The organism is Enterobacter sp. JS8-1 (assembly GCF_049187015.1).
GTDB classification, from domain to species: Bacteria; Pseudomonadota; Gammaproteobacteria; order Enterobacterales; family Enterobacteriaceae; genus Enterobacter; species Enterobacter mori.
The window spans coordinates 3,011,752-3,031,461 of record NZ_CP185805.1 but is presented as its reverse complement, the minus strand read 5'-3'; the positions used below and the strand labels follow the sequence as shown (position 1 = coordinate 3,031,461).

The window sequence follows — 19,710 nt, the reverse complement described above, 5'->3', positions numbered from 1 at the left end:
GGATTAGAAGCCGAGTGACTCCAGCAGATCGTCCACCTGCTCCTGAGACGCCACAATCCCCTCGGCACGGGTGTCGATCTGCGGTCCGTTCTTCAGATGGGCGTCACCGGCGGCGGCGCTGGCGTCGCGCTCGCTCATGTTTTCCACCAGCACGCTGATAAGCTCTTTCTCAACGGTCTCAATCACGTGCATCAGGCTTTGCAGCACCTGACCGGTGAGATCCTGGAAATCCTGCGCCATCATGATTTCGGTCAACTGGCGGTTGGTCTGCTGGGTCTTCTCCGGCACGTCGTGCAGGAAGGCGCGGGTCGCTTTGACCAGTTCGCGGGCCTCGTTCAGCGGCTGCGGGTTTTCAAACCAGGCGTCCCAGCGGGTGCTCAGGGCGGAGGCGTTCTCGCTCAGCCCTTCCTGCAGCGGGCGCGCCACTTCCACGCTGGTCAGCGCGCGATCGGCGGCCTGCGAGGTCTTGCCCACCACGTAGTTCAGGCGGTCGCGGGTGTTCGGAAAGGCGTCCGCGACCTCCATGATGGCCTGTTCCAGACCGAGGTTCGCCATGCTGTCGCGCAGCAGGCGGGTCAACTGTCCGATGCGAACAAAAATCTCTGTGGCGTTATCCGCCTGCATGTTTAACGGGGAGTTCATAAGGGTTACCCGAGTTTTTCAAAGATTTTGCCGAGCTTCTCTTCCAGCGTGGCGGCGGTAAACGGCTTAACGATGTAGCCATTGGCTCCCGCCTGAGCGGCCGCGATGATGTTCTCTTTCTTCGCTTCTGCGGTCACCATCAGGACTGGCAGTGTTGACATTGCCGCGTCGCTGCGGATGGTTTTCAGCAGCTCCAGCCCGTCGATATTGGGCATGTTCCAGTCGCTGACGACGAAATCGAATTTGTCAGCGCGCAGTCGGTTGAGCGCGTCCTGACCGTCTTCAGCCTCGTCAATGTGCTTGTAGCCCAGATCCTGCAGCAGGTTTCGTACGATGCGTCGCATGGTGGCAAAGTCGTCCACCACCAGAAAACGCAAATTTTTATCCGACATGGGGGGTATCTCCTGAACGTGAGTCGGTTTTGGATAATTTATGTTTATGAAAACTGTCCAGTAAGCACTGGCTGATATCGTCGAGGTCGACGATCTTCTTCGCTGCGCCCAGCGCAATTGCCTCACGCGGCATGCCGAAGACCACGCAGGTGGCTTCGCTCTGCGCGAGGGTAAACGCGCCGGTCTGGCGCAGGTGCAGCAGGCCGCGCGCGCCGTCAGCGCCCATGCCGGTCAGCAGGGCGGCGCTGGCGTGTTTGCTGGCCTGACGCGCCACGGAGTCAAACAGCACATCCACCGACGGACGGTGACGATTCACCGGCGGGGCATCGCTAAGCCGTACCCGGTAGCCGTTGTCCTGGCAGATGATCTCCATGTGGCGATCGCCCGGGGCAATCAGGGCAGTACCGGGCCGCACCGGTTCGCCATCCTGCGCCTCACGCACCGCAATCTGGCACAGCGAGTCGAGCCGCTGGGCGAAAGAGTGGGTGAAACCGGCAGGCATGTGCTGGGCGATCACAATCCCCGGCGTGCTGGCCGGCAGCGGCATCAGCACCCGGCGCAGCGCCTCCGTGCCGCCCGTAGACGCACCGATGGCGATGATGCTTTGCTGGCGCACAGGGATACCGGCGAGGATCGGTCGGGCGACGGCACTGTGCTGCGCCAGCGTCGCGCGCGCGGCGACGCGGATCTTCTCCACCACCAACTGGCTCCAGATGTCGATATTCTCCGCGCCGCGATGCTCCGGCTTGGGCAGAAAATCCACCGCACCGTGCTCAAGCGCGGTCAGGGTAGCTTTCGACCCACGGGTAGTCAGGGAAGAGACCATAATCACCGGCATCGGGCGCAGGCGCATCAGGCGGGAGAGAAACTCCAGCCCGTCCATCCGCGGCATGTCGATATCCAGCGTCAGCACGTCCGGATTGAGCTGTTTAATCATCTCGCGCGCGATAAACGCATCCGGCGCCGTGCCGACCATTTCCATATCAGGCTGCTGATTGACCACCGCGCTGAGCATGTTGCGCATCAGGGCGGAATCATCGACCGCCAGCACACGAATCGCCTTCACCGTGTGGCCTCCGTCAGTTCATACACCGACTGCCCCCGCAGGCGCAGCGGAATGTGTGCGTGGTTAAAATGTTCCGAATGGCCGACAAACAGCAGCCCGCCCGGCTTGAGCAGGCGCGCAAAACGCTGCAACAGACGCTGCTGCGTCGGCGCGTCAAAATAGATCATCACGTTGCGGCAGAAAATGGCGTCGAACGGCCCGGGTACGGACCATTTCTCATCCAGCAGATTAAGCTGCTGGTAGTGAATGGCCGACAGCAGTTCCCGCCGGGCCTTCACCCATTCGCTGTTGTCGCCCGCCCCGCGCAGAAAATAGTGGCGCTTTTGCACCAGCGTCAGCGCGTCCAGATCGCTCAGCCGGTACACACCCGCTTCCGCTTTTGCCAGCACCTCGGTGTCGATATCCGACGCCCAGATGCGCGGTCCGGCCACCGACGCACCCAACTGCTCGTTCAGCGTCATGGCGATAGAGCAGGGCTCTTCCCCCGTTGAGGCGGCGGTACACCAGACGCGGTAGCCGCTAGCGCGCTGGCGCGCATGTTCCGCGAGGATCGGGAAGTGATACGCCTCGCGGAAAAAGGAGGTCAGGTTAGTGGTCAGCGCGTTGATAAAGTTCTGCCATTCCGGGTGCTCAGAGTGCGACTCAAGAAGGGCGATATACTCGCTGAACGTGGCCAGTCCCAGCGTGCGCACGCGACGCGAGAGACGATTAAAAATCATCTCTCGCTTTTGCGCGTTGACGACAATGCCGGCACGCTTATAGATTAATTTCCCGACACGCTGTAATTCGCTGTCGGTCAGAGAAAGCGTATTCAGGGATAAGCGTGCAGACGTGCTGATAATTTCACTCATAGAATAGGAGTAGACCTTAAACCGGGGTATTCATTATTTCCTGATACGCGCCGATCATTTTATTTCGCGCCTGCATACCAAAGCTGAATGAAATAGACGATTTCTGCATCGCCAGCATTACGTCATTGAGGGCAACATCTTGACTTCCTGACATCCACTGCTGTGTTTTGCTCTTTGCCTCAACCTGGGTTTTATTTATTTCGTTAATGCTGTTAAGTAAAACGTCAGAAAAGGAGGGGGCGTCACCGCGCGGACTTTGCAGCCGGTTAGACGAACCACTGACCTGCTGCGCCTGGGTTTGTATTTGATCGAGTACGCCACGCATTAATGTCGCTGACATTTTTCAATTCCTGATTAATGAGATAAAAGCCACTGTTTATTGCACATCTTTTAAACGTCGACAGCTTAACACGCGAATAAAAACCTCAGAAAATCCAATAAGCCGACAGAACTTTGAGCTTATTTATCCTTAAAAAAAATGCCTTTCAGACGATAATGCCCGCCTGAAAAATTCTTATATTTTTGAAATCGTCGACACCACTCTCGCGAATTTCGTGAGCTGACGCGCATCGCTGATGCGTGCTATTTCATACAGGAATACGGCATGAGTGCCACACTAAATGAGTTAACCAACAATCCGGCAGAGCGAATGAAATCGATGCTCTCCTCCCTTCGCGGCAGCCCGAAGCTTTTGCTGGTGATTTGCGGCGCTGCCGCGCTTTCCGTCATCATTGCGTTGATGTTTTGGGCAAAGGAGCCGGATTACCGGGTGCTGTTCAGCAATATCAGTGATGAAGAAGGCGGCGCCATCGTGGCGCAGCTGTCTCAGCTCAATGTCCCTTACCGTATCGACACGCCGGGCGGCGTGATCATGGTGCCCGAATCGCAGGTGCATGAGGTGCGCATGAAGCTGGCCCAGCAGGGGCTGCCGAAGGGCGGCTCGGTGGGCTTTGAGCTGCTCGACCAGGAGAAATTTGGCGTCAGCCAGTTCACCGAGCAGGTGAACTACCAGCGCGCACTCGAAGGCGAGCTGGCGCGTACCATTGAGAATCTCGGTCCGATCCAGAGCGCGCGCGTGCATCTGGCCACGCCGAAGCCGTCGATGTTTGTCCGCGAACAGAAGAAACCGACCGCGTCGGTCACCGTTAACCTGCTGCAGGGCCGCACCCTGGACGACAGCCAGGTGGTGGCCATCACCCACCTTGTTTCCAGCGCGGTGACCGGGCTGGCAGCAGAGAGCGTGACCATTGTCGATCAGCGCGGCAACCTTCTTACTCAGAGCGGCATGCGCGGCCTGCAAACTGCGCACCTGAAATACACCAGTGAAATTGAAACCGACTATCAGCAGCGCATCCAGCGCATTCTGGCTCCGCTGGTGGGGGATGAAAACATCCGCGCCCAGGTGACCGCGCAGATGGATTTCACCGAGCAGGAGCAAACCCTGGAGCAGTACCAGCCGAACAGCGACCCGGAAAAAATGGCGATCCGCAGCCGTCAGGCGAGTCTGGCCGAGCAGGGGAATCGCCGTGGCGCGGGCGGCGTGCCGGGTGCGCTGAGCAACACGCCTCCGGCACCGGCCACCGCGCCCATCACCCAACCGCTGAATACGCCAGCGGACGATAAAAAAGAGAACTCCACCGGCAGCAGTGCCAGCCGTGAGCCTGCGCAGCCCTATAACAACCGCAGCGATGAAACCACCAACTTTGAGGTCGATCGTACCCTGACCCACACCAAATCCAACGCCGGTCGCATTCAGCGCCTGTCGGTGGCGGTGGTCATCAACCACCTGCCGCAGGGGGAAGAGGGCAAGCCGGGGCCGATTAGCGAGGCCGAACTCACCCGCATTAACGCGCTGGTGAAAGAGGCGATTGGCTACAACGCCGCGCGCGGCGACAGCGTCAACATCCTCAACTCCGCCTTTAACGGCGTAGTGGAAGAGCCGGTACCGCCGTTCTGGGAACAGGATCGTTTCTACGCGCTGTTAATGGCTATCGCCCGCTATCTGGTCATCGCCATTATCGCCTGGGTCATGTGGCGCAAGCTGGTGCAGCCCGCCTGGATCCGCCATCAGGAGACCACTCTCCGTCGACTGGAGATGGAGAAAGAGGCCCGCGAAGAACAAATGGCTGCGAAAAAACGTGCCGCGGAGAAAAACAACCGCGACCGTGCCCAGCAGCGGGTGGACACAGAACTCAATGGTCAACAGCTGCGTGAGCTGGCAGAGCAGGAGCCGCGCGTTATCGCCCTGGTGATCCGCCAGTGGATGAGTAAGGAGCCGAAATAATGAATGCCTCAGATAAAAGCGCCATCGTCATGCTGACGCTGGGAGATGTCCTGGCGGCGGAGGTGTTCAAACACCTCAACGCCCACGAGGTGAAGCAGATCAGTGCCTCGATGGTCAACATGGCGGGCTTTACTCACGACCAGATGTCCAGCGTGCTGGAAGAGTTCAAGAAAGACTCCAGCGAATACGCGGCGCTTAGCCTCAATACCAACGATTACCTGCGCAGCGTGCTGGTCAAGGCGCTGGGCGAAGAGCGCGCGTCCTCGCTGCTGGAAGATCTGCTGGATACCCATCAGGGCACCAACGGCATCGAAACGCTCAACTTTATGGAGCCGCAGGCGGTGTTCGATCTTATCCGCGAGGAGCATCCGCAGATCATCGCCACCATCCTTGTCCACCTTAAGCGTAACCAGGCGGCGGACGTGCTGGGCAAATTCGACGATCGCGAGCGTAACGACATCATGCTGCGTATCGCCACCTTCGGCGGCGTACAGCCAGCCGCGCTGCAGGAGCTGACGGAAGTGCTGAACAACCTGCTGCACGGTCAGAACCTCAAGCGCAGCAAGATGGGTGGCGTCCGTCCAGCGGCCGAGATCCTCAACCTGATGAAGTCTCACCAGGAAGAGTCGGCCATCGAGGCGGTGCGCGACTTCGACGGCGAGCTGGCGCAGAAGATCATCGACGAGATGTTCCTGTTCGAAAACCTGGTGGACGTGGAAGACCGCAGCATCCAGCGCCTGCTTCAGGAGATCGAGAGCGAGACGCTGATCGTCGCGCTGAAAGGGGCCGACGAGCCGCTGCGCATGAAGTTCTTCCGCAACATGTCCCGCCGTCAGGCCGAGCTGATGACCGACGATCTGGCCTCCCGTGGCCCGGTGCGTCTGTCGCAGGTCGAAGCCGAACAGAAGACCATCCTCAACGTGGTGCGTCGCCTGGCCGAGTCCGGCGAGATCCTGATTGGAGGCAGCGACGATGCCTACGTTTGATGAACACAACGCCTCGGGATGGCGTGCCTGGCAGCCTGAAAATCTGCTGGGCGAACCGCTGGAGACCCCGCTGCCGACGATGGATAACACCCAGTCTGAGGCACAGCTGAAGGCCGAACTGGCGCGTCTGCGCAAGCAGGCGGAACAGCAGGGGTTTGCCCAGGGGCAGCGAGAGGGTCAGGAAGAGGGCCGCAAGCAGGGCTATGAGGCGGGGCTTGCCGAGGGGCGAGAGGCCGGGTTTGCCCAGGGCGTTGAGCAGGCGCGCGTGGAGCAGCAGGCGCTGCTGCGCGAGGCCGAGCTGTGGGTCAGCAACTTTAAGCTGGCGCTGGAAAACCTCGAAGGGCTGATCCCGGCCCGTCTGGTGCAGCTCTCGCTGACGGCGGTGCAGCAGCTCTACGGCACGTCCCGCGTGGCGGACAACCATGCGCTCGTGACGCAAATCCGCAGCCTGATGCAGCAGGACACGCTGCTGCACGGCACCATCCAGCTGTATGTCAGCCCGGAGGCGTTTGACGCCGTGCAGGCGGCGCTCGGTGAGACGCTTGCCGCAATGGGCTGGGAGCTGCATCGCGACGCCAGCCTGGCCGCTGGCGGCTGCCGCGTCGTCTCCCCGGATGTGGAAGTGGACGCCAGCATGGAAACCCGCTGGCAGGCGCTTCGCCAGCTGGCGCGCGAGGAGCTCTCGCAATGAGCCAGCAGCTAAAAACGTGGCTATCGGCCCTTGATCGGGTGGAAGAGAAACTCACTCAGGTGCCCGATTTTCGCCAGTATGGGAAATTGACGCGCGCCACCGGGCTGGTGATGGAGGCCGTGGGGCTGAAGCTGCCGATTGGCGCGCTGTGCATCGTCGAGCGCCAGACGGAGCAGGGGATTGTCCCCGTTGAGAGCGAAGTGGTGGGTTTTAACGGCCAGACGCTGTTCCTGATGCCGCTGGAGCACGTCGACGGCATCCTGCCGGGGGCGCGCATTTACGCTCTGCAGGGCGACAGCCACGTCGGTAAACAATTACCCGTTGGCCCGCACCTGCTGGGCCGCGTGCTGGATGCGCAGGGCCGTCCGCTGGATGGCCGTCCCGCGCCGGGAAAACCGGCCGCGGGGCTCTTTACTCCGACGCTTAATCCGCTGCATCGCGACCCGATCAAAAACGTGCTCGACGTAGGCGTGCGCGCCATTAACGGCCTGCTGACGGTAGGGCGCGGGCAGCGTATGGGCCTGTTCGCCGGTTCCGGCGTCGGCAAAAGCGTGCTGCTCGGCATGATGGCTCGTTTTACCACGGCGGACGTCATCGTGGTGGGGCTGATCGGCGAGCGCGGCCGCGAGGTAAAAGATTTTATTGAGAATATCCTCGGCGAGCAGGGGCTGGCGCGGGCGGTAGTGGTTGCCGCCCCGGCTGACGTGTCGCCGATTTTACGCATGCAGGGGGCCGTTTACGCGACGCGCATCGCGGAAGATTTTCGCGAGCGCGGCCTCAACGTGCTGCTGATCATGGACTCCCTGACGCGCTACGCCATGGCCCAGCGTGAAGTGGCGCTGGCCATCGGTGAACCGCCCGCGACCAAAGGCTATCCGCCGTCGGTCTTTGCCCGCCTGCCTGCGCTGGTCGAGCGCACCGGTAACGGTGTGAAGGGGGGCGGCTCGATCACCGCGTTTTATACCGTGCTGACGGAAGGGGACGATCAGCAGGATCCGATTGCCGACGCCGCGCGTGCGATCCTCGACGGTCACATCGTGCTGTCGCGTCGTCTTGCCGAGGCGGGCCACTATCCGGCCATCGATATTGAAGCTTCGATCAGCCGCGCCATGACCGAGCTTATTCCGCATGCCCAGTACCGCAAGGTGCAGCGTTTTAAACAGCTGCTTTCCGCGTATCAGCGCAACCGCGATCTGGTCAGCGTGGGCGCATACGTCAAAGGCAGCGACGCGATGCTGGATCAGGCTATTGATAAATACCCGTCGCTGGAGGCGTTCCTCCACCAGGCGATCCACGAGCGCAGCGGCTATGACGACGCCGTGCGCGCCCTGTCCGGGCTTTTCCCCGACATCAAAGACTAATCCGGAGGCGCGATGAACGTGAAAAACCCGATGACGATGCTGCGCGACATGGCGCAGGAGACGCTCACGGAGACCACCCGCGCGCTGGGCGGGGCGCAGCAGCAGCTTCAGCAGGCGATGACCCAGCACGAGCAGCTCCAGCACTACGAGCAGGAGTACCAGCACTCTCTGCGTCAGGGGATGATGGGCGACGGCATGTCGGTGGCGGATCTGGTGAATCACCAGTCGTTTATTTTGTCGCTGAAGCAGGTGGTGAAGCAGCAGGAAGGCCACGTTAACGCCTGCGAAAAGGCGGTCGACAAGGTGAAACAGACCTGGGTGCACAACAAGCAGCGCCTGAACGCGTTTGAAACCCTGATTGAACGTCGGGCGACGGCGCAGGCCCTGGTTCAGAGCCGACATGAACAAAAGCTGATGGATGAATTTGCCCAGCGAGCCGGACAAAAGAGAGAGAGGCTATGAATATTGATATTACCGCCCTGTTACTGGGTGGCGGAGCGCAGGGTAAGCCGAAGGCCGGGTTGCACTCAGACGAAGGCTTCAGCCTGGCGCTGGACGGCAAGCTGGCGGAACTGATGCAGCTTTTCCCGGGACTCGATCCGCAGGCGCTGGCAGCGCTGCCGGAAGCCGCACTGGCAGGGGCGGGGTTGCCCGCGGAGTTACTGCCTGAACAGCTGACCGACGATGCGCCGGAAACCGATGCTGAAGGACTGCTGCTCGCGTCGCCACCGGGGCTGGCAGAGGCCCTGAAAGGGGTTGCACTCACTGAAGGCGAGGGTGAAGAAAGCCCGCAGTGGCAGCTGCAGCAGCTGGTGACCCGCAGCGTCACTGGGGCTGAGCCGGTTAAGCCTGCGAACGGCGGGGGAAACGCCAACATTCCCGCGTCAGAAAAGACGGTTTCTCGGCTGATGGCCGCCGCCGATAACACGCCTGCGGCAAACGCCGCGTCGCAGACGGCACAGCCCGCCCCGGTGAGCAGCGAGGCGATGGTCACGGCAGAGATGCCTGCGGCTACATCGGTGAGCGCCGTGGCGCTGCCTGCCGCCGTGCGCACCAGCGTAGCCCATGCGCCGCAGCAGGTTGTCACCGTCAACCATCCGCCGGAAACGCCGGAGTGGAAGCAGTCGGTCAGCCAGCATATCGCTATTTTTAGCCGCAACGGGCTGCACAGCGCGGAGATCCGCCTGCACCCGGAAGAGCTGGGGTCGCTGCAGATCTCCCTGCGCGTGCAGCAGGATCAGGCGCAGATCCATATCGTCAGCGAGCACGCCCACATTCGCCACGCCATGGAGCAGGCCATGCCGCAGCTGCGTGCCGCGATGGCGGAATCCGGTATTCAGCTCGGCCAGGCCAACGTGAGTGCGGAAGGGCAGCAGTTTGCCTCCGGTGAGCAGGGCCAAAACGCATCGGGTGATGAGCACGCCGCGCAGGAGGGGGAAGCGCCGTTGGTCGAAGAAGAAAGTGTTCCCACATTATTAACAACGACCCCCGGAAATATATACGGCATTAACACCTTTGCCTGAAGTGGCGAATTAGCTTCAGGAATGAAATTTTATCGCCTGATTATCAGGATGATGATCTGGACTACAATGTCCGCCATATTGACCCGAGGGTGATTAACAGCCCTCGCTTATTTATCAGGTATACGTTCAATGAGTAATAAAAATAAAAAGGTCGCCAGCGGCGGAGGGTCTCGCTCGCTTCTGATGACGTTCATGTTTTTGACTGCCGTTGTGGCGTGCGGATTTTCTGGCTATCTGTTCTGGGAAATGAAATTCACCCAACCGGCGCAAGCGGTCGTGGCAGGTGAGGCGATCACCGTGCCTGCACCCGCACAGGTCGAGCCGCTGTACGCCTCAATGAATACGTTTACCGTGAGCCTGAAGCCGACGCCGAATGAATCGGATCGGGTGTTGTATCTGGGCCTGTCGATTCGGGTGGCAGAACAGAGATCGCTGGCCGTGCTGGAAAAATATTTACCGGAATATCGCAGCCGCTTATTTATGTTGTTAACCCATCAGACCTATGAAGATTTAGCCACCGATGAAGGTAAGCGCCGCCTGATAAGTAATATTCAGAGCGAGCTGGATAAACCGCTGGCATTTAACCAGTCCATTCGCGTCACTGACGTCCTTATTAACGAATTTATTCTGCGGTAATTATTATGGCTGACAGCTTTTTATCTCAGGATGAGATCGACCGGTTGCTTAACGCGGATGCTGAAAGCAGCAGCGAACATCATAAAAACGGCGCAGACGCAGGGGTTAAACCGTACGACCCGCACACCCAGCGTCGGGTGATCCGCGAGCGTCTGCACTCGCTGGAAATCATTAACGAACGCTTTGCCCGTCAGTTCCGCATGGGGCTGTTTAACCTGCTGCGCCGTAGCCCGGATATTACGGCAGGGAACATTAAGATCCAGCCGTATCACGAGTTTGCCCGCAACCTGCCGGTGCCGACAAACCTGAACCTGCTGCACCTTAACCCGCTGCGCGGCACCTCGCTGATGGCGTTCTCGCCGGGGCTGGTGTTTATGGCCGTGGATAACCTGTTTGGCGGCGACGGTCGTTTTCCGACAAAGGCCGACGGGCGCGAGTTTACGCCCACCGAACAGCGCGTGATCCACCGCATGCTGTCGATGGCGCGCGAGGCGTACGAATTTGCCTGGAGCTCGATCTACAAAATCAAAACGGAGTACATCCGCTCCGAAATCCAGGTGAAGTTCACCAATATCACCTCGTCGCCAAACGACGTGGTGGTCACCACGCCGTTTTCAGTGGAGATCGGTTCGCACCGCGGGGAGTTCAATATCTGTATTCCCTTCAGCACCATTGAGCCGCTGCGCGAGCTGCTGAGTAACCCGCCGATGGACAACTCCCGGCACGAGGACTCCCACTGGCGCGGCCTGCTGGCAAGCCAGATGCGGGAAACCGAGCTGGAGCTGACGGCACGCTTCGCGGATATCGGCACCCGGCTTTCCAGCGTCATGCAGATGAAAAAAGGCGACATTATCGCCCTGGACAAGCAGGAATTTATCGAGGCCAGCGTCGGTGGTGTACCGGTCTTCACGGCCCGCTACGGTGCCGTCAACAATCAATATGCCCTGAAGGTTGAGCAGATGATTCAGCCTTCACTACTTTCATTAAACAAGGAGTAATTTCCCCATGAGCGATATGAACACCTCATCGGGTTCTGACGATCAGTCCATTGATAATCTGTGGGGTGAGGCGATGACCGAACAGCACGCGGCGGGAATTACCGACTCAATGGCTGCACCGCAATTTTCTGACGAGATGAACCTGATCCTGGATATCCCGGTAAAAATGACCGTGGAGCTGGGACGCACCAAAATGACCATCAAAGAGCTGCTGCGCTTAAGCCAGGGCTCGGTGGTCTCGCTGGACGGTCTGGCGGGGGAACCGCTGGATATCCTGATCAACGGTTACCTGATTGCGCAGGGCGAAGTGGTGGTGGTGTCCGATAAATTCGGTATCCGCATTACGGATATCATCACCCCGTCTGAGCGCATGCACCGTCTGAGCCGCTGATGAACGCCACTGACTCCCTCCCGGCCACCGGCTCGGTGCTGATGACGGTCAGCGGCGCGCTGGCCCTGATTATCCTGCTGATGGTGGTGCTGGCCTGGGCCGTCCGCCGCAGCGGGCTGGCGCGTCGGCTGAACGACGCCCAGGGCAACATGACCCTGGTGGCGACCCAGTCGCTCGGGCCGCGAGAACGCCTGGTGCTGGTTGACGTGGGCGAGCAGCGTCTGGTGCTGGGCGTGACCGCCTCGCAGATCACCTGCCTCGCCACGCAGACGCGCCCGGAAAGCGCCACGCAGACCTCCGCGCCCGCGGCAACCTTTCCGCTGATGCTGGAAAAGCTGCGTCAGAAATACCGTCCCGGAGGTGAGCAGTGAAACGTCGTCTGCTGCTGGCGATCGGCCTGATGCTGCCCGCCGCCGGTGCGCTGGCGGCCAACGGTGACATCACCCTCGGCCAGCCTGCCGGGGAAGGCGGCTGGACGCTGCCGGTACAAACCCTGCTGCTGCTGAGCGGCTTTACCTTTATCCCCGCCGTGCTGCTGATGATGACCGGGTTTACCCGCATCATCATTGTGCTGGGGCTGATGCGAAACGCGCTGGGCACGCCTACCGCACCGCCGAACCAGGTGCTGGTGGGGCTGTCGCTGTTTTTGACCTTTTTCGTGATGTCTCCGGTGTTCAGCCAGATCTACGAAAAAGCCTGGCAGCCGCTGCAGGAAAATAAAATCACCATGGAGGTCGCCCTGGCAGAAGGGGTGAAGCCGCTGCGTGCGTTCATGCTTGACCAGACGCGCGAAAGCGATCTGGCGATGTTCGCCCGTATCGCAAAGACGCCGGATGTCGCCTCGCCGGCCGAGGTGCCGCTCAGTATTCTGGTGCCGGCGTTTATCACCAGCGAGCTGAAAACCGCGTTCCAGATTGGCTTCACCATCTTTATTCCGTTCCTGATTATCGATCTGGTGGTCGCCAGCATTCTGATGGCGCTGGGGATGATGATGGTCCCGCCGACCACCATTGCGCTGCCGTTCAAGCTGATGCTGTTTGTGCTGGTGGACGGCTGGCAACTGCTGGTGGGATCGCTGGCGCAGAGCTTTTACAGTTAGGAGAGACCCATGACCCCGGAAAGCGTTATGGTGATTGGCATGCAGGCGATTAAGGTGGGGCTGATGATATCCGCCCCGCTGCTGGTGGCCGCGCTGGTCACCGGTTTGATTATCAGTATTTTGCAGGCCGCCACCCAGGTCAACGAAATGACCATGACCTTCATCCCCAAAATCCTGATGATTGTCGGCGTCGCGGTGGCGCTCGGCCCGTGGATGATGAAAATCTTTATCGAATACACCCGCGCGGTGTTCGCCAGCATCCCCTACGTGATCGGCTGATGGCCTTCGGACTGCCTCTCGACCAGCTCTACGGGCTGGTCAGCCACTACTTTTTCATTATGGTGCGCATTGCCGCGCTGCTGCACGTTGCCCCTGTATTTGGCGAGAAGGCGATCAGTGCCCGCCTGCGGGCGTGTCTGGCGCTGCTGACGGCGATCCTGATCGGCGGCACGCTGCCCGATGCGCAGGTGGGGCTTTACTCCTGGGAAGGGGGCTGGGTGCTGGCCAAACAGGTGATTATCGGCGCGGCGATGGGGCTGACGCTACAGCTGCTGTTTGCCGCCGTGCGCATGGCCGGTGAGATCATCGGCATGCAGATGGGGCTGTCCTTTGCCACCTTCTTTGACCCGGGCGCGGGCAACAGCCCGGTGATCTCGCGCTTTCTCAACCTGCTGGTGACGCTGCTGTTCCTTGCCTTTAACGGCCATCTCTGGCTGCTGGCGCTGCTGGCGGACACCTTTCAGACGCTGCCGATAAACGCCATCCCGCTGCATGCGGGCGGGTTTCTGTATCTGGTCACCCATGCGGGGATGATATTCAGCCAGGGGCTGATGCTGGGGCTGCCCGTCATTGCGCTGCTGCTGTGCATCAACTTTATCCTCGGGCTGTTAAACCGCCTGACGCCGCAGCTCTCCATCTTCGTGATTGGCTTCCCGCTGACGCTCACCTTCGGCATGCTGGCACTGTTCCTGATTGCCGAAACGCTCGCTCCGTTCTTTGAGCGCCTGATGGCCACCGGTTTTGACCTGCTGGCCGGGATGATTCAGGCGCTGGTGTAACCCTCAGTTCATGCAGGCGATACGGGCGACGGTTTCTGTACCGGTGGCCAGCACTTTATCGTCCAGCAGATAAACGGTGCTGGTGCCCACTTCCCCCGGTTTGATTTGCGGGAAGACATAGTCGGTCACGTCCTGATCCGTGGTCTGGCCGCCGAGCTTGCGGTGCTGGCTGGTCACGGTCAGATGGATCCGCTTGCCCGACAGTTCCACATCGTACCGCACTTCACGGTTGACCGCTTTCGGCAGCCCGTCGCGCTTGCCGTCTTTAAAATGACTGATGCTGCCGATATAGGTGGTATGCCCGCTGAACAGGCCGTCACGGTATGAGCGGTAGATGCCGCGTGCCACTGTCGCGTTGTTGTCGTCCTCAATCACGTAGTAGGACGTAGGGGCGATACACTGCGAGGCGTACGCGGCGGTTTTAAACCCGTACAGCGCCATGCCGCCCAGCCCGGCGACCATCCCGCCCAGAAACAGCAGGGCAAGCGGGGATTTAATAAAGGCGAAAATAGAACGATTCGCAGTCATTCCCTGAATCCTTAAAGGGTTGTTGGCAGGCAATAAGCCCCTGGAACTGGCTCATCTTTTCGGAGCCGGTGGTGACGTACAGCACGGCGGCTGGTTTCTCGTTGGGACGACGGTCCAGCACGTGGCGGGTATAGGTTTGCAGCGTGGATTCAATCAGGGCATGTTGTGACTGCTTATCTTCCTGAACCATCACCTGCGTGCCGGGCGGCACGCCGGGGCCGTTCCAGCGCACAAAGTGGACCGGCTGGGGGCTAAAGTCGAACATCCCGCGCACCAGAAGTGCAATTACCAGCCCCACGAGCATGCCGCCCAAGGTGACAGACACCTTGGGCTTAAGCGTGTTGCGCTGGCGAGGCGAGCCGTGCGTGACGGTCGGTCCTGTCAATGGTGTATCGGCCTGAACGGAGGCGGGTATCGGCTCCGTCAATGCCGAGGGGGGCAGCTCGCTGGAGGTCTCGCGCACGAGGAGGCGATAGCCGCTGCGGGTGACGGCCATCAGCGTGATAGCGTCCTGCAGGTTCAGATCGCTAAACGCCCGGCGCAGCTTGGTAATCATGACCCGCACGCTGTTGTCGGTCACTTCAACCCCGGCGCTCCGCCAGCCGATATCCATTAATTGCTCCTGGGAGAGGACGTCGCCCTGCGCCTCCACCAGCGCGGCAAGGCACAGGCAGGCGCTGTGGGGGAGGGTGACGATAATATGCGTATCCGTACGTTCAAGCACGCGGGTGTGTAGATCTAACGTGACTAACGATCCAATCGCGATAGTGTTTTGCATAGTTAATTGATTCTTCTGGTGTAATGGGCATCGCTTCTGGCTACTGTAATTAATAGTAATGAATGCACGGTATTGCTAGCTGGAAGCCAGAGCGACATGCTTTTTATGTCTAACGTCGTATTTTTGCAACCACTATTAATAACGTCCCTGTTATAACTAAGGTTATTAATGGGCCTCTGTTGATAATGACACGCAATAATTTTTTCGAATTAATATAAATTAATGTAAAGAAAAGGATTAATTGTGTCGGTAAGGTCGTTCAGGTGGTTGCTATCGGAATAGCGGAATTTATACTGCATAAAACACATCTTATTGAATTTATTACACAGTCTTTATTAACAAGGAAGAATAATGATTTCTCTGAAACGTTTTTTGCAAACATCTGACACGGCGGCCACGTTCCCCATTTTACTCTGCCGTCTGGTGTTGGGATTATTTTTCTTCACCGCCGGATTCAACAAATTATTTGTTCCAGAAAACCAGCAGCTCATGCTGGACACCCTGACCGATGCGGGGATCCCTTTTCCGGCGATCATGGCGGTGGTCGTGTCCTTTCTGGAATGTTCGATGGGGCTACTGCTGACCCTTGGGCTGCTCAGCCGGTTATGTGCGCTTGTCCTGTTTATTATCAGCAGCGTGGCGCTGGTAACCATTGGTATCTATACCATTCCGCAAGGGCTGAACCTGTTGGCATGGCTGAGCTGGCTCTTTTATCTGCCCGAGACGCTCTATATGACGCTGTGCCTGCTTATCATCACCTGGGGTGGGACGCTTTGCAGTCTCGACGGCTGGCTGGTTAAGCGCTGGGATAACGTCCGTAAGATTGTTTTTGTTGAGGGTTAACAAGAATGCGCGGTTATCAACGGTTTGAAGAGCTTATTTCCTGACGGCTGCATAATAAAATAGCCCTGTAGAGGCAGCGTCGTGCTGCCATAAAAGAACAGGCGCTGATGTCATGGTTTTTATTGTCATACTGGTCGTAATATTCGTTACCTTACTTATTTTGCTGCAAACGGGCGTCATGCCGTGGTTTATCCGCACCGAAGGGCAGCGCCTGCGCACGCAGGTGGATGCCCTTGCCACCGAGCTTCGTGAGCAACTCGATCGCGTCGAGGCGCAGCAGCGCTCCATGACTGAAAGCGTGGTCACCCTGAAAAGCTTCGCGCTGGATAAAAGTGCCCCCGGCGATACCGATATTGCCGAAGAGACGGGCAATAGCCGACAGTTCTTCAATTCACTGGTCAAAGAGATTGGCGAGCGTCTGGGGGGGCGCGCCTGGATGGTCGACGATACCGGGCGCATCATTGGCGATGCCGCCGGTGCGCCGACGGTGCAATCTCTCAACGACGCCAGCCTGCCGATGGCGGTACCGCTGCGCGCGCTGCTGGCCCAGTCGGGGGAAGGGGTGCGGCATACCCGTTTTCGCAGCGCCAGCGGCGAGCACACGCTGGTGGTAACGCCGATCGCTGAGACGCCGTGGCTGCTGGCCATTGATGTTCCCACCCGCCGGATGGGCGAGCGCCCCGGCATCCTCCTGCACAAGCCGTGGCCGCTGGCGGCCCTGCTGCTGGTTTCCACCCTGACGCTGCTGCGCAGCCTGAACCTGCACCTGTCCCGCCTCAACGAAGAGCTGCCGTCGCAGCTAAAAACCGAGCAGGGCGTGCCGCTACCGCCGCTGATGCAGGAGATCGGCGAGCAGGTGAGCGTGATTGCGCGGGCAGCCAGTACGGTTGCGGAGGAAAACGAGCGTCTGCTGCGGGTACCTGAAGCCAACGGGAATCTCCTCGCCATGCTGAGCGAAAGCGCCGCGGGCGTGGTTCAGGGGATGAACGCCCTGCACGATGCCGCACAGCAGATCGCCAACAGCAGCGGCACGCTGGTGCAGCTGGCGAGCCGCGCCTACAGCTATTCGCTGCACAACGAAGAGAGCGTGTTTGCCGTGGAGTCGCGCAATCTGGCAAGCCGCTGCGCGCGCTCGTCAAAAGAACTTCGGGCGCTGATTGACGATGCCATGATGCAGGCGCAGAACGGCGCGCCGTCGGTTACGCAGAATAACAGCGTGTTGATTGAAGAAGTTTATACGGTGGCGAATACCTTAATGCAGCGCACAAGCCGCTAGCCTGGCGTCGTCTTTCTTGCCGGGTGGCGCTGCGCTTACCCAGCCTACCGATGTTGTAGGCCCGTGCAAGCGGAGCGCCGCCGGGCGAAACTCACAAGTCGCATGTTATCAGCAGCTTGAGCCCTCCCTGGTGGAGGGCTTTTTGTTAGGTGCTACCCTTAGTCAGGCAGCGTTAAGGAAGAGGAAGATGATGAAGAGTAAAGCAATTTACGGCCTGTGTGCGGCTCTTGCGTTGGGCGGTTGTGCCGAACGTGCCACCGAAAAAACCGCGGCTATTGAGCCGGACTTCTCCGTTATGAACCTGCAGTGCAGCGATGAGAGCGGCGAAAATCGTCTTGTCAGAATGTACTCAAAAACCGAAACGGTGATGTTCGACAGCACTACATACCATTTTGTTGAACCAACGGAGCCGAAGCACAATCCTTCGCAGATGATGTTCAGCAGTGCAGAGGGAACTCTTGAGTTCGACATGGGCAAACAGGGATATATCGCGTTAGCGCAGAAGAAGGGCGGGAAGTCGCAGGCCTTTACGTGCCAGAACGTGAAATAAAAAAGCCCTCCACCAGGGAGGGCAAACCGCGCGTGAGGCACGCGCGTAATGACAATGTAAGGTGGTTTTGTCCAGATTAACGCAGCAGGGACAGCACGTTCTGCGGAACCTGGTTGGCCTGGGCCAGTACGGAGACACCTGCCTGCTGCAGGATGTTCGCGCGGCTCATGGCGGACACTTCCACGGAGAAGTCAGCGTCCTGAATACGGGAGCGCGCTTCGGTGGTGTTGATGATATTGGTGTTCAGGTTCGCAATGATAGAGCTGAAGCGGTTCTGAACGGCACCCAGGTCGGCGCGGAAGTCAGCAACGGTGGTCAGGGCTTCATCCAGCTTGGCCAGAAGGCCATCGGCTGTCGAATCACCCGCTGCTTCACGGATGAATTCCATATCCGCAGGACGTGCAGGTGTTTGAGTAACGGCTTCTGCATTATCAAACGCGATTTTGCTGACTTTAACTTCACCTGTGGTCGCATCTTTACCGTAAGCATAGTATTCAGTAGCGCCGCCGTTATCCACGGAGAACATCTGGAGCTTCGAATCTGTCGCGGTAGCACCGGTGCCGAACATGCTTGCCGCAACAGCGTCAAGGTGAGTGTCAGCCAGCGTGAAAGTGCCACCTGTTTTAGTCAGTGTCTCTCCCACAGCCAGTGCTTTCGGATCTTTCAGCGCGGTTGGTCCTTTCAGCAGCATATCGACATCTGCTGGATCAGTAATTTCTTTTGCGGCTGTTGCCGGTGCAGCATCGAGTTTAGTCCATGCATTTGTCCCGTCTTTTGAGAATGTCATTTTGCTAACGTCCAGCTCAAACATTTTCTTCGCTGTTTTGTCGTAAGCAAATACCTTATCGTCCAGGGTATAGACCTCAACATCCGTATTATTTGCTGCACCAATGGTCGTTTTCAGGATGGCTGCATCGCCTGCGGCATACTTCCAATCCCCTTCTGCATGCCCAACATCAATCATTGTTGTGCCAGCAACAGCTTTCGTTGCTGCTTTGTCATACTGGCTACCTGCAGTACCCGCACCATTCATGGTAATCCCGATATCCTCGAAATCAGCCATAAATTTATCCAGACCCAGGGTTTCCATATCCAGCTTGCTGAGCTTGATATTGATAGTGTCTTCATCTTTATCACCGATCTGAATGGTGATCTCTTTTTCTTCAAACACTTTCACGCCGTTGAAGTTGGTGCTTTCCGCCACGCGGCCGATCTCTTCCAGGCGAGTACCGATCTCTTTCTTGATGGAGGCCAGGTCGCTGGCAGAGTTGGTTCCGTTTTTCGCCTGTACGGTCAGCTCGCGAATACGCTGCATGTTTTCAGTCACTTCTTCCAGCGCACCTTCGGTGGTCTGTGCCAGAGAAATACCGTCGTTGGCGTTACGCGCTGCCTGGGTCATCCCGCGGATGGACGCCGTGAAGCGGTTAGAAATTGCCAGGCCTGCCGCATCGTCTTTTGCGCTGTTGATACGCATACCGGAAGAGAGGCGCTGAATTGCGGTGCCCAGAGAGGTCTGGGATTTGTTCAGGTTGTTCTGCGCCATCAGGCTCAGCGCGTTGGTATTAATGACCTGTGCCATTGTTATATCCTTCTAAGTAATAACGAAATGTGAGATATGCGTTAATTGCTTCGCATACTGAATTCATCGGGGGAAATTAAAATGACTGAATTATTTTTTTTGATTTTTTGTCATTAACAGAAATGGCGACAGATTTGACGTTAATTATCTGAATGGTAAAAAGCAATTAACCAATAAA

Annotated in this window: 24 protein-coding genes; 16 read left to right on the top strand and 8 right to left on the bottom strand. The window is 58.5% G+C overall.

Annotated elements, in window-relative coordinates; all coding sequences use genetic code 11:
- Positions 1 to 3 precede the first annotated feature (3 nt).
- The 5 genes from cheZ to fliE are packed head-to-tail and all read right to left on the bottom strand — an operon-like array spanning position 4 to position 3,291.
- On the bottom strand, positions 4 to 642 hold the full coding sequence (cheZ, locus tag ACOQH0_RS14495) for a protein phosphatase CheZ (protein ID WP_420985326.1): 639 nt from the start codon (positions 640 to 642) through the stop codon (positions 4 to 6).
- Positions 643 to 647: 5 nt separating this feature from the next.
- Positions 648 to 1,034, bottom strand: a complete 387-nt coding sequence (gene cheY, locus ACOQH0_RS14490) for a chemotaxis response regulator CheY (RefSeq protein ID WP_262814791.1) — start codon at positions 1,032 to 1,034, stop codon at positions 648 to 650.
- Positions 1,024 to 2,100, bottom strand: a complete 1,077-nt coding sequence (locus ACOQH0_RS14485; RefSeq protein WP_421510678.1) for a protein-glutamate methylesterase/protein-glutamine glutaminase — start codon at positions 2,098 to 2,100, stop codon at positions 1,024 to 1,026. Before ACOQH0_RS14485 ends, cheY begins: the two co-directional genes overlap by 11 nt.
- Positions 2,097 to 2,951: a CheR family methyltransferase gene (locus tag ACOQH0_RS14480; protein WP_420985328.1), complete on the bottom strand. Its 855-nt coding sequence runs from the start codon at positions 2,949 to 2,951 to the stop codon at positions 2,097 to 2,099. Before ACOQH0_RS14480 ends, ACOQH0_RS14485 begins: the two co-directional genes overlap by 4 nt.
- A gap of 16 nt (positions 2,952 to 2,967) precedes the next feature.
- Positions 2,968 to 3,291 carry a flagellar hook-basal body complex protein FliE gene (fliE, locus tag ACOQH0_RS14475; protein ID WP_421510675.1) on the bottom strand — a complete coding sequence of 108 codons (324 nt, stop codon included), beginning with the start codon at positions 3,289 to 3,291 and terminating at the stop codon, positions 2,968 to 2,970.
- Between the two features lie 264 nt (positions 3,292 to 3,555).
- Here fliE and fliF point away from each other — a divergent pair, with 264 nt between their 5' ends.
- The 13 genes from fliF to fliR all read left to right on the top strand — a co-directional run bounded on the left by fliF (position 3,556) and on the right by fliR (position 13,978).
- Positions 3,556 to 5,235, top strand: a complete 1,680-nt coding sequence (fliF, locus tag ACOQH0_RS14470) for a flagellar basal-body MS-ring/collar protein FliF (protein WP_421510674.1) — start codon at positions 3,556 to 3,558, stop codon at positions 5,233 to 5,235.
- The gene (fliG, locus tag ACOQH0_RS14465; protein ID WP_421510672.1) at positions 5,235 to 6,221 is read left to right on the top strand and encodes a flagellar motor switch protein FliG; all 987 of its coding nucleotides are present in this window, start codon (positions 5,235 to 5,237) and stop codon (positions 6,219 to 6,221) included. Before fliF ends, fliG begins: the two co-directional genes overlap by 1 nt.
- Positions 6,208 to 6,912 (top strand): flagellar assembly protein FliH, encoded by a 705-nt coding sequence (locus tag ACOQH0_RS14460; protein WP_421510670.1) that lies wholly within the window; start codon positions 6,208 to 6,210, stop codon positions 6,910 to 6,912. Before fliG ends, ACOQH0_RS14460 begins: the two co-directional genes overlap by 14 nt.
- A complete protein-coding gene (gene fliI, locus ACOQH0_RS14455) occupies positions 6,909 to 8,273 on the top strand; it encodes a flagellar protein export ATPase FliI (protein ID WP_421510669.1) in 1,365 nt (454 codons plus the stop codon). Before ACOQH0_RS14460 ends, fliI begins: the two co-directional genes overlap by 4 nt.
- Before the next feature lie 12 nt (positions 8,274 to 8,285).
- The gene (gene fliJ, locus ACOQH0_RS14450) at positions 8,286 to 8,735 is read left to right on the top strand and encodes a flagellar export protein FliJ (RefSeq protein WP_421510668.1); all 450 of its coding nucleotides are present in this window, start codon (positions 8,286 to 8,288) and stop codon (positions 8,733 to 8,735) included.
- Positions 8,732 to 9,796 (top strand): flagellar hook-length control protein FliK, encoded by a 1,065-nt coding sequence (locus ACOQH0_RS14445; RefSeq protein WP_421510666.1) that lies wholly within the window; start codon positions 8,732 to 8,734, stop codon positions 9,794 to 9,796. Before fliJ ends, ACOQH0_RS14445 begins: the two co-directional genes overlap by 4 nt.
- A 129-nt stretch (positions 9,797 to 9,925) precedes the next feature.
- Positions 9,926 to 10,432 carry a flagellar basal body-associated FliL family protein gene (locus ACOQH0_RS14440; RefSeq protein ID WP_421510665.1) on the top strand — a complete coding sequence of 169 codons (507 nt, stop codon included), beginning with the start codon at positions 9,926 to 9,928 and terminating at the stop codon, positions 10,430 to 10,432.
- 5 nt (positions 10,433 to 10,437) lie between these two features.
- Complete coding sequence (gene fliM / locus ACOQH0_RS14435) at positions 10,438 to 11,430, top strand: flagellar motor switch protein FliM (RefSeq protein ID WP_420985337.1); 993 nt, start codon at positions 10,438 to 10,440, stop codon at positions 11,428 to 11,430.
- A gap of 7 nt (positions 11,431 to 11,437) precedes the next feature.
- Positions 11,438 to 11,821 carry a flagellar motor switch protein FliN gene (gene fliN / locus ACOQH0_RS14430; protein ID WP_182381324.1) on the top strand — a complete coding sequence of 128 codons (384 nt, stop codon included), beginning with the start codon at positions 11,438 to 11,440 and terminating at the stop codon, positions 11,819 to 11,821.
- Positions 11,821 to 12,192: a flagellar biosynthetic protein FliO gene (fliO, locus tag ACOQH0_RS14425; protein WP_421510664.1), complete on the top strand. Its 372-nt coding sequence runs from the start codon at positions 11,821 to 11,823 to the stop codon at positions 12,190 to 12,192. The genes fliN and fliO overlap by 1 nt, the downstream gene beginning before the upstream one ends.
- A 29-nt stretch (positions 12,193 to 12,221) precedes the next feature.
- Positions 12,222 to 12,920, top strand: coding sequence for a flagellar type III secretion system pore protein FliP (gene fliP / locus ACOQH0_RS14420; RefSeq protein ID WP_420985377.1), 699 nt, complete (start codon positions 12,222 to 12,224; stop codon positions 12,918 to 12,920).
- 9 nt (positions 12,921 to 12,929) lie between these two features.
- Positions 12,930 to 13,199 (top strand): flagellar biosynthesis protein FliQ, encoded by a 270-nt coding sequence (fliQ, locus tag ACOQH0_RS14415; RefSeq protein WP_025758644.1) that lies wholly within the window; start codon positions 12,930 to 12,932, stop codon positions 13,197 to 13,199.
- A complete protein-coding gene (gene fliR / locus ACOQH0_RS14410) occupies positions 13,199 to 13,978 on the top strand; it encodes a flagellar biosynthetic protein FliR (RefSeq protein ID WP_421510663.1) in 780 nt (259 codons plus the stop codon). The genes fliQ and fliR overlap by 1 nt, the downstream gene beginning before the upstream one ends.
- A gap of 3 nt (positions 13,979 to 13,981) precedes the next feature.
- Here the strand turns inward: fliR and ACOQH0_RS14405 are convergent, their stop codons facing one another.
- Entirely contained in the window at positions 13,982 to 14,506 is a 525-nt protein-coding gene (locus tag ACOQH0_RS14405; RefSeq protein WP_421510661.1) for a hypothetical protein, read from the bottom strand.
- Positions 14,472 to 15,284, bottom strand: a complete 813-nt coding sequence (locus ACOQH0_RS14400; RefSeq protein ID WP_421510659.1) for a winged helix-turn-helix domain-containing protein — start codon at positions 15,282 to 15,284, stop codon at positions 14,472 to 14,474. Before ACOQH0_RS14400 ends, ACOQH0_RS14405 begins: the two co-directional genes overlap by 35 nt.
- 351 nt (positions 15,285 to 15,635) lie before the next feature.
- Here ACOQH0_RS14400 and ACOQH0_RS14395 point away from each other — a divergent pair, with 351 nt between their 5' ends.
- From ACOQH0_RS14395 to ACOQH0_RS14385, 3 genes are all read left to right on the top strand, one after another.
- The gene (locus ACOQH0_RS14395) at positions 15,636 to 16,127 is read left to right on the top strand and encodes a DoxX family protein (protein ID WP_421510658.1); all 492 of its coding nucleotides are present in this window, start codon (positions 15,636 to 15,638) and stop codon (positions 16,125 to 16,127) included.
- A 112-nt stretch (positions 16,128 to 16,239) separates the two neighbouring features.
- The gene (locus tag ACOQH0_RS14390) at positions 16,240 to 17,403 is read left to right on the top strand and encodes a methyl-accepting chemotaxis protein (protein WP_421510657.1); all 1,164 of its coding nucleotides are present in this window, start codon (positions 16,240 to 16,242) and stop codon (positions 17,401 to 17,403) included.
- A 187-nt stretch (positions 17,404 to 17,590) separates the two neighbouring features.
- Entirely contained in the window at positions 17,591 to 17,953 is a 363-nt protein-coding gene (locus ACOQH0_RS14385; RefSeq protein ID WP_421510656.1) for a hypothetical protein, read from the top strand.
- A 76-nt stretch (positions 17,954 to 18,029) separates the two neighbouring features.
- On the opposite strand, the gene ACOQH0_RS14380 is transcribed toward ACOQH0_RS14385, so the two are convergent.
- Complete coding sequence (locus ACOQH0_RS14380) at positions 18,030 to 19,532, bottom strand: flagellin (RefSeq protein WP_421510655.1); 1,503 nt, start codon at positions 19,530 to 19,532, stop codon at positions 18,030 to 18,032.
- Positions 19,533 to 19,710: the final 178 nt, after the last annotated feature.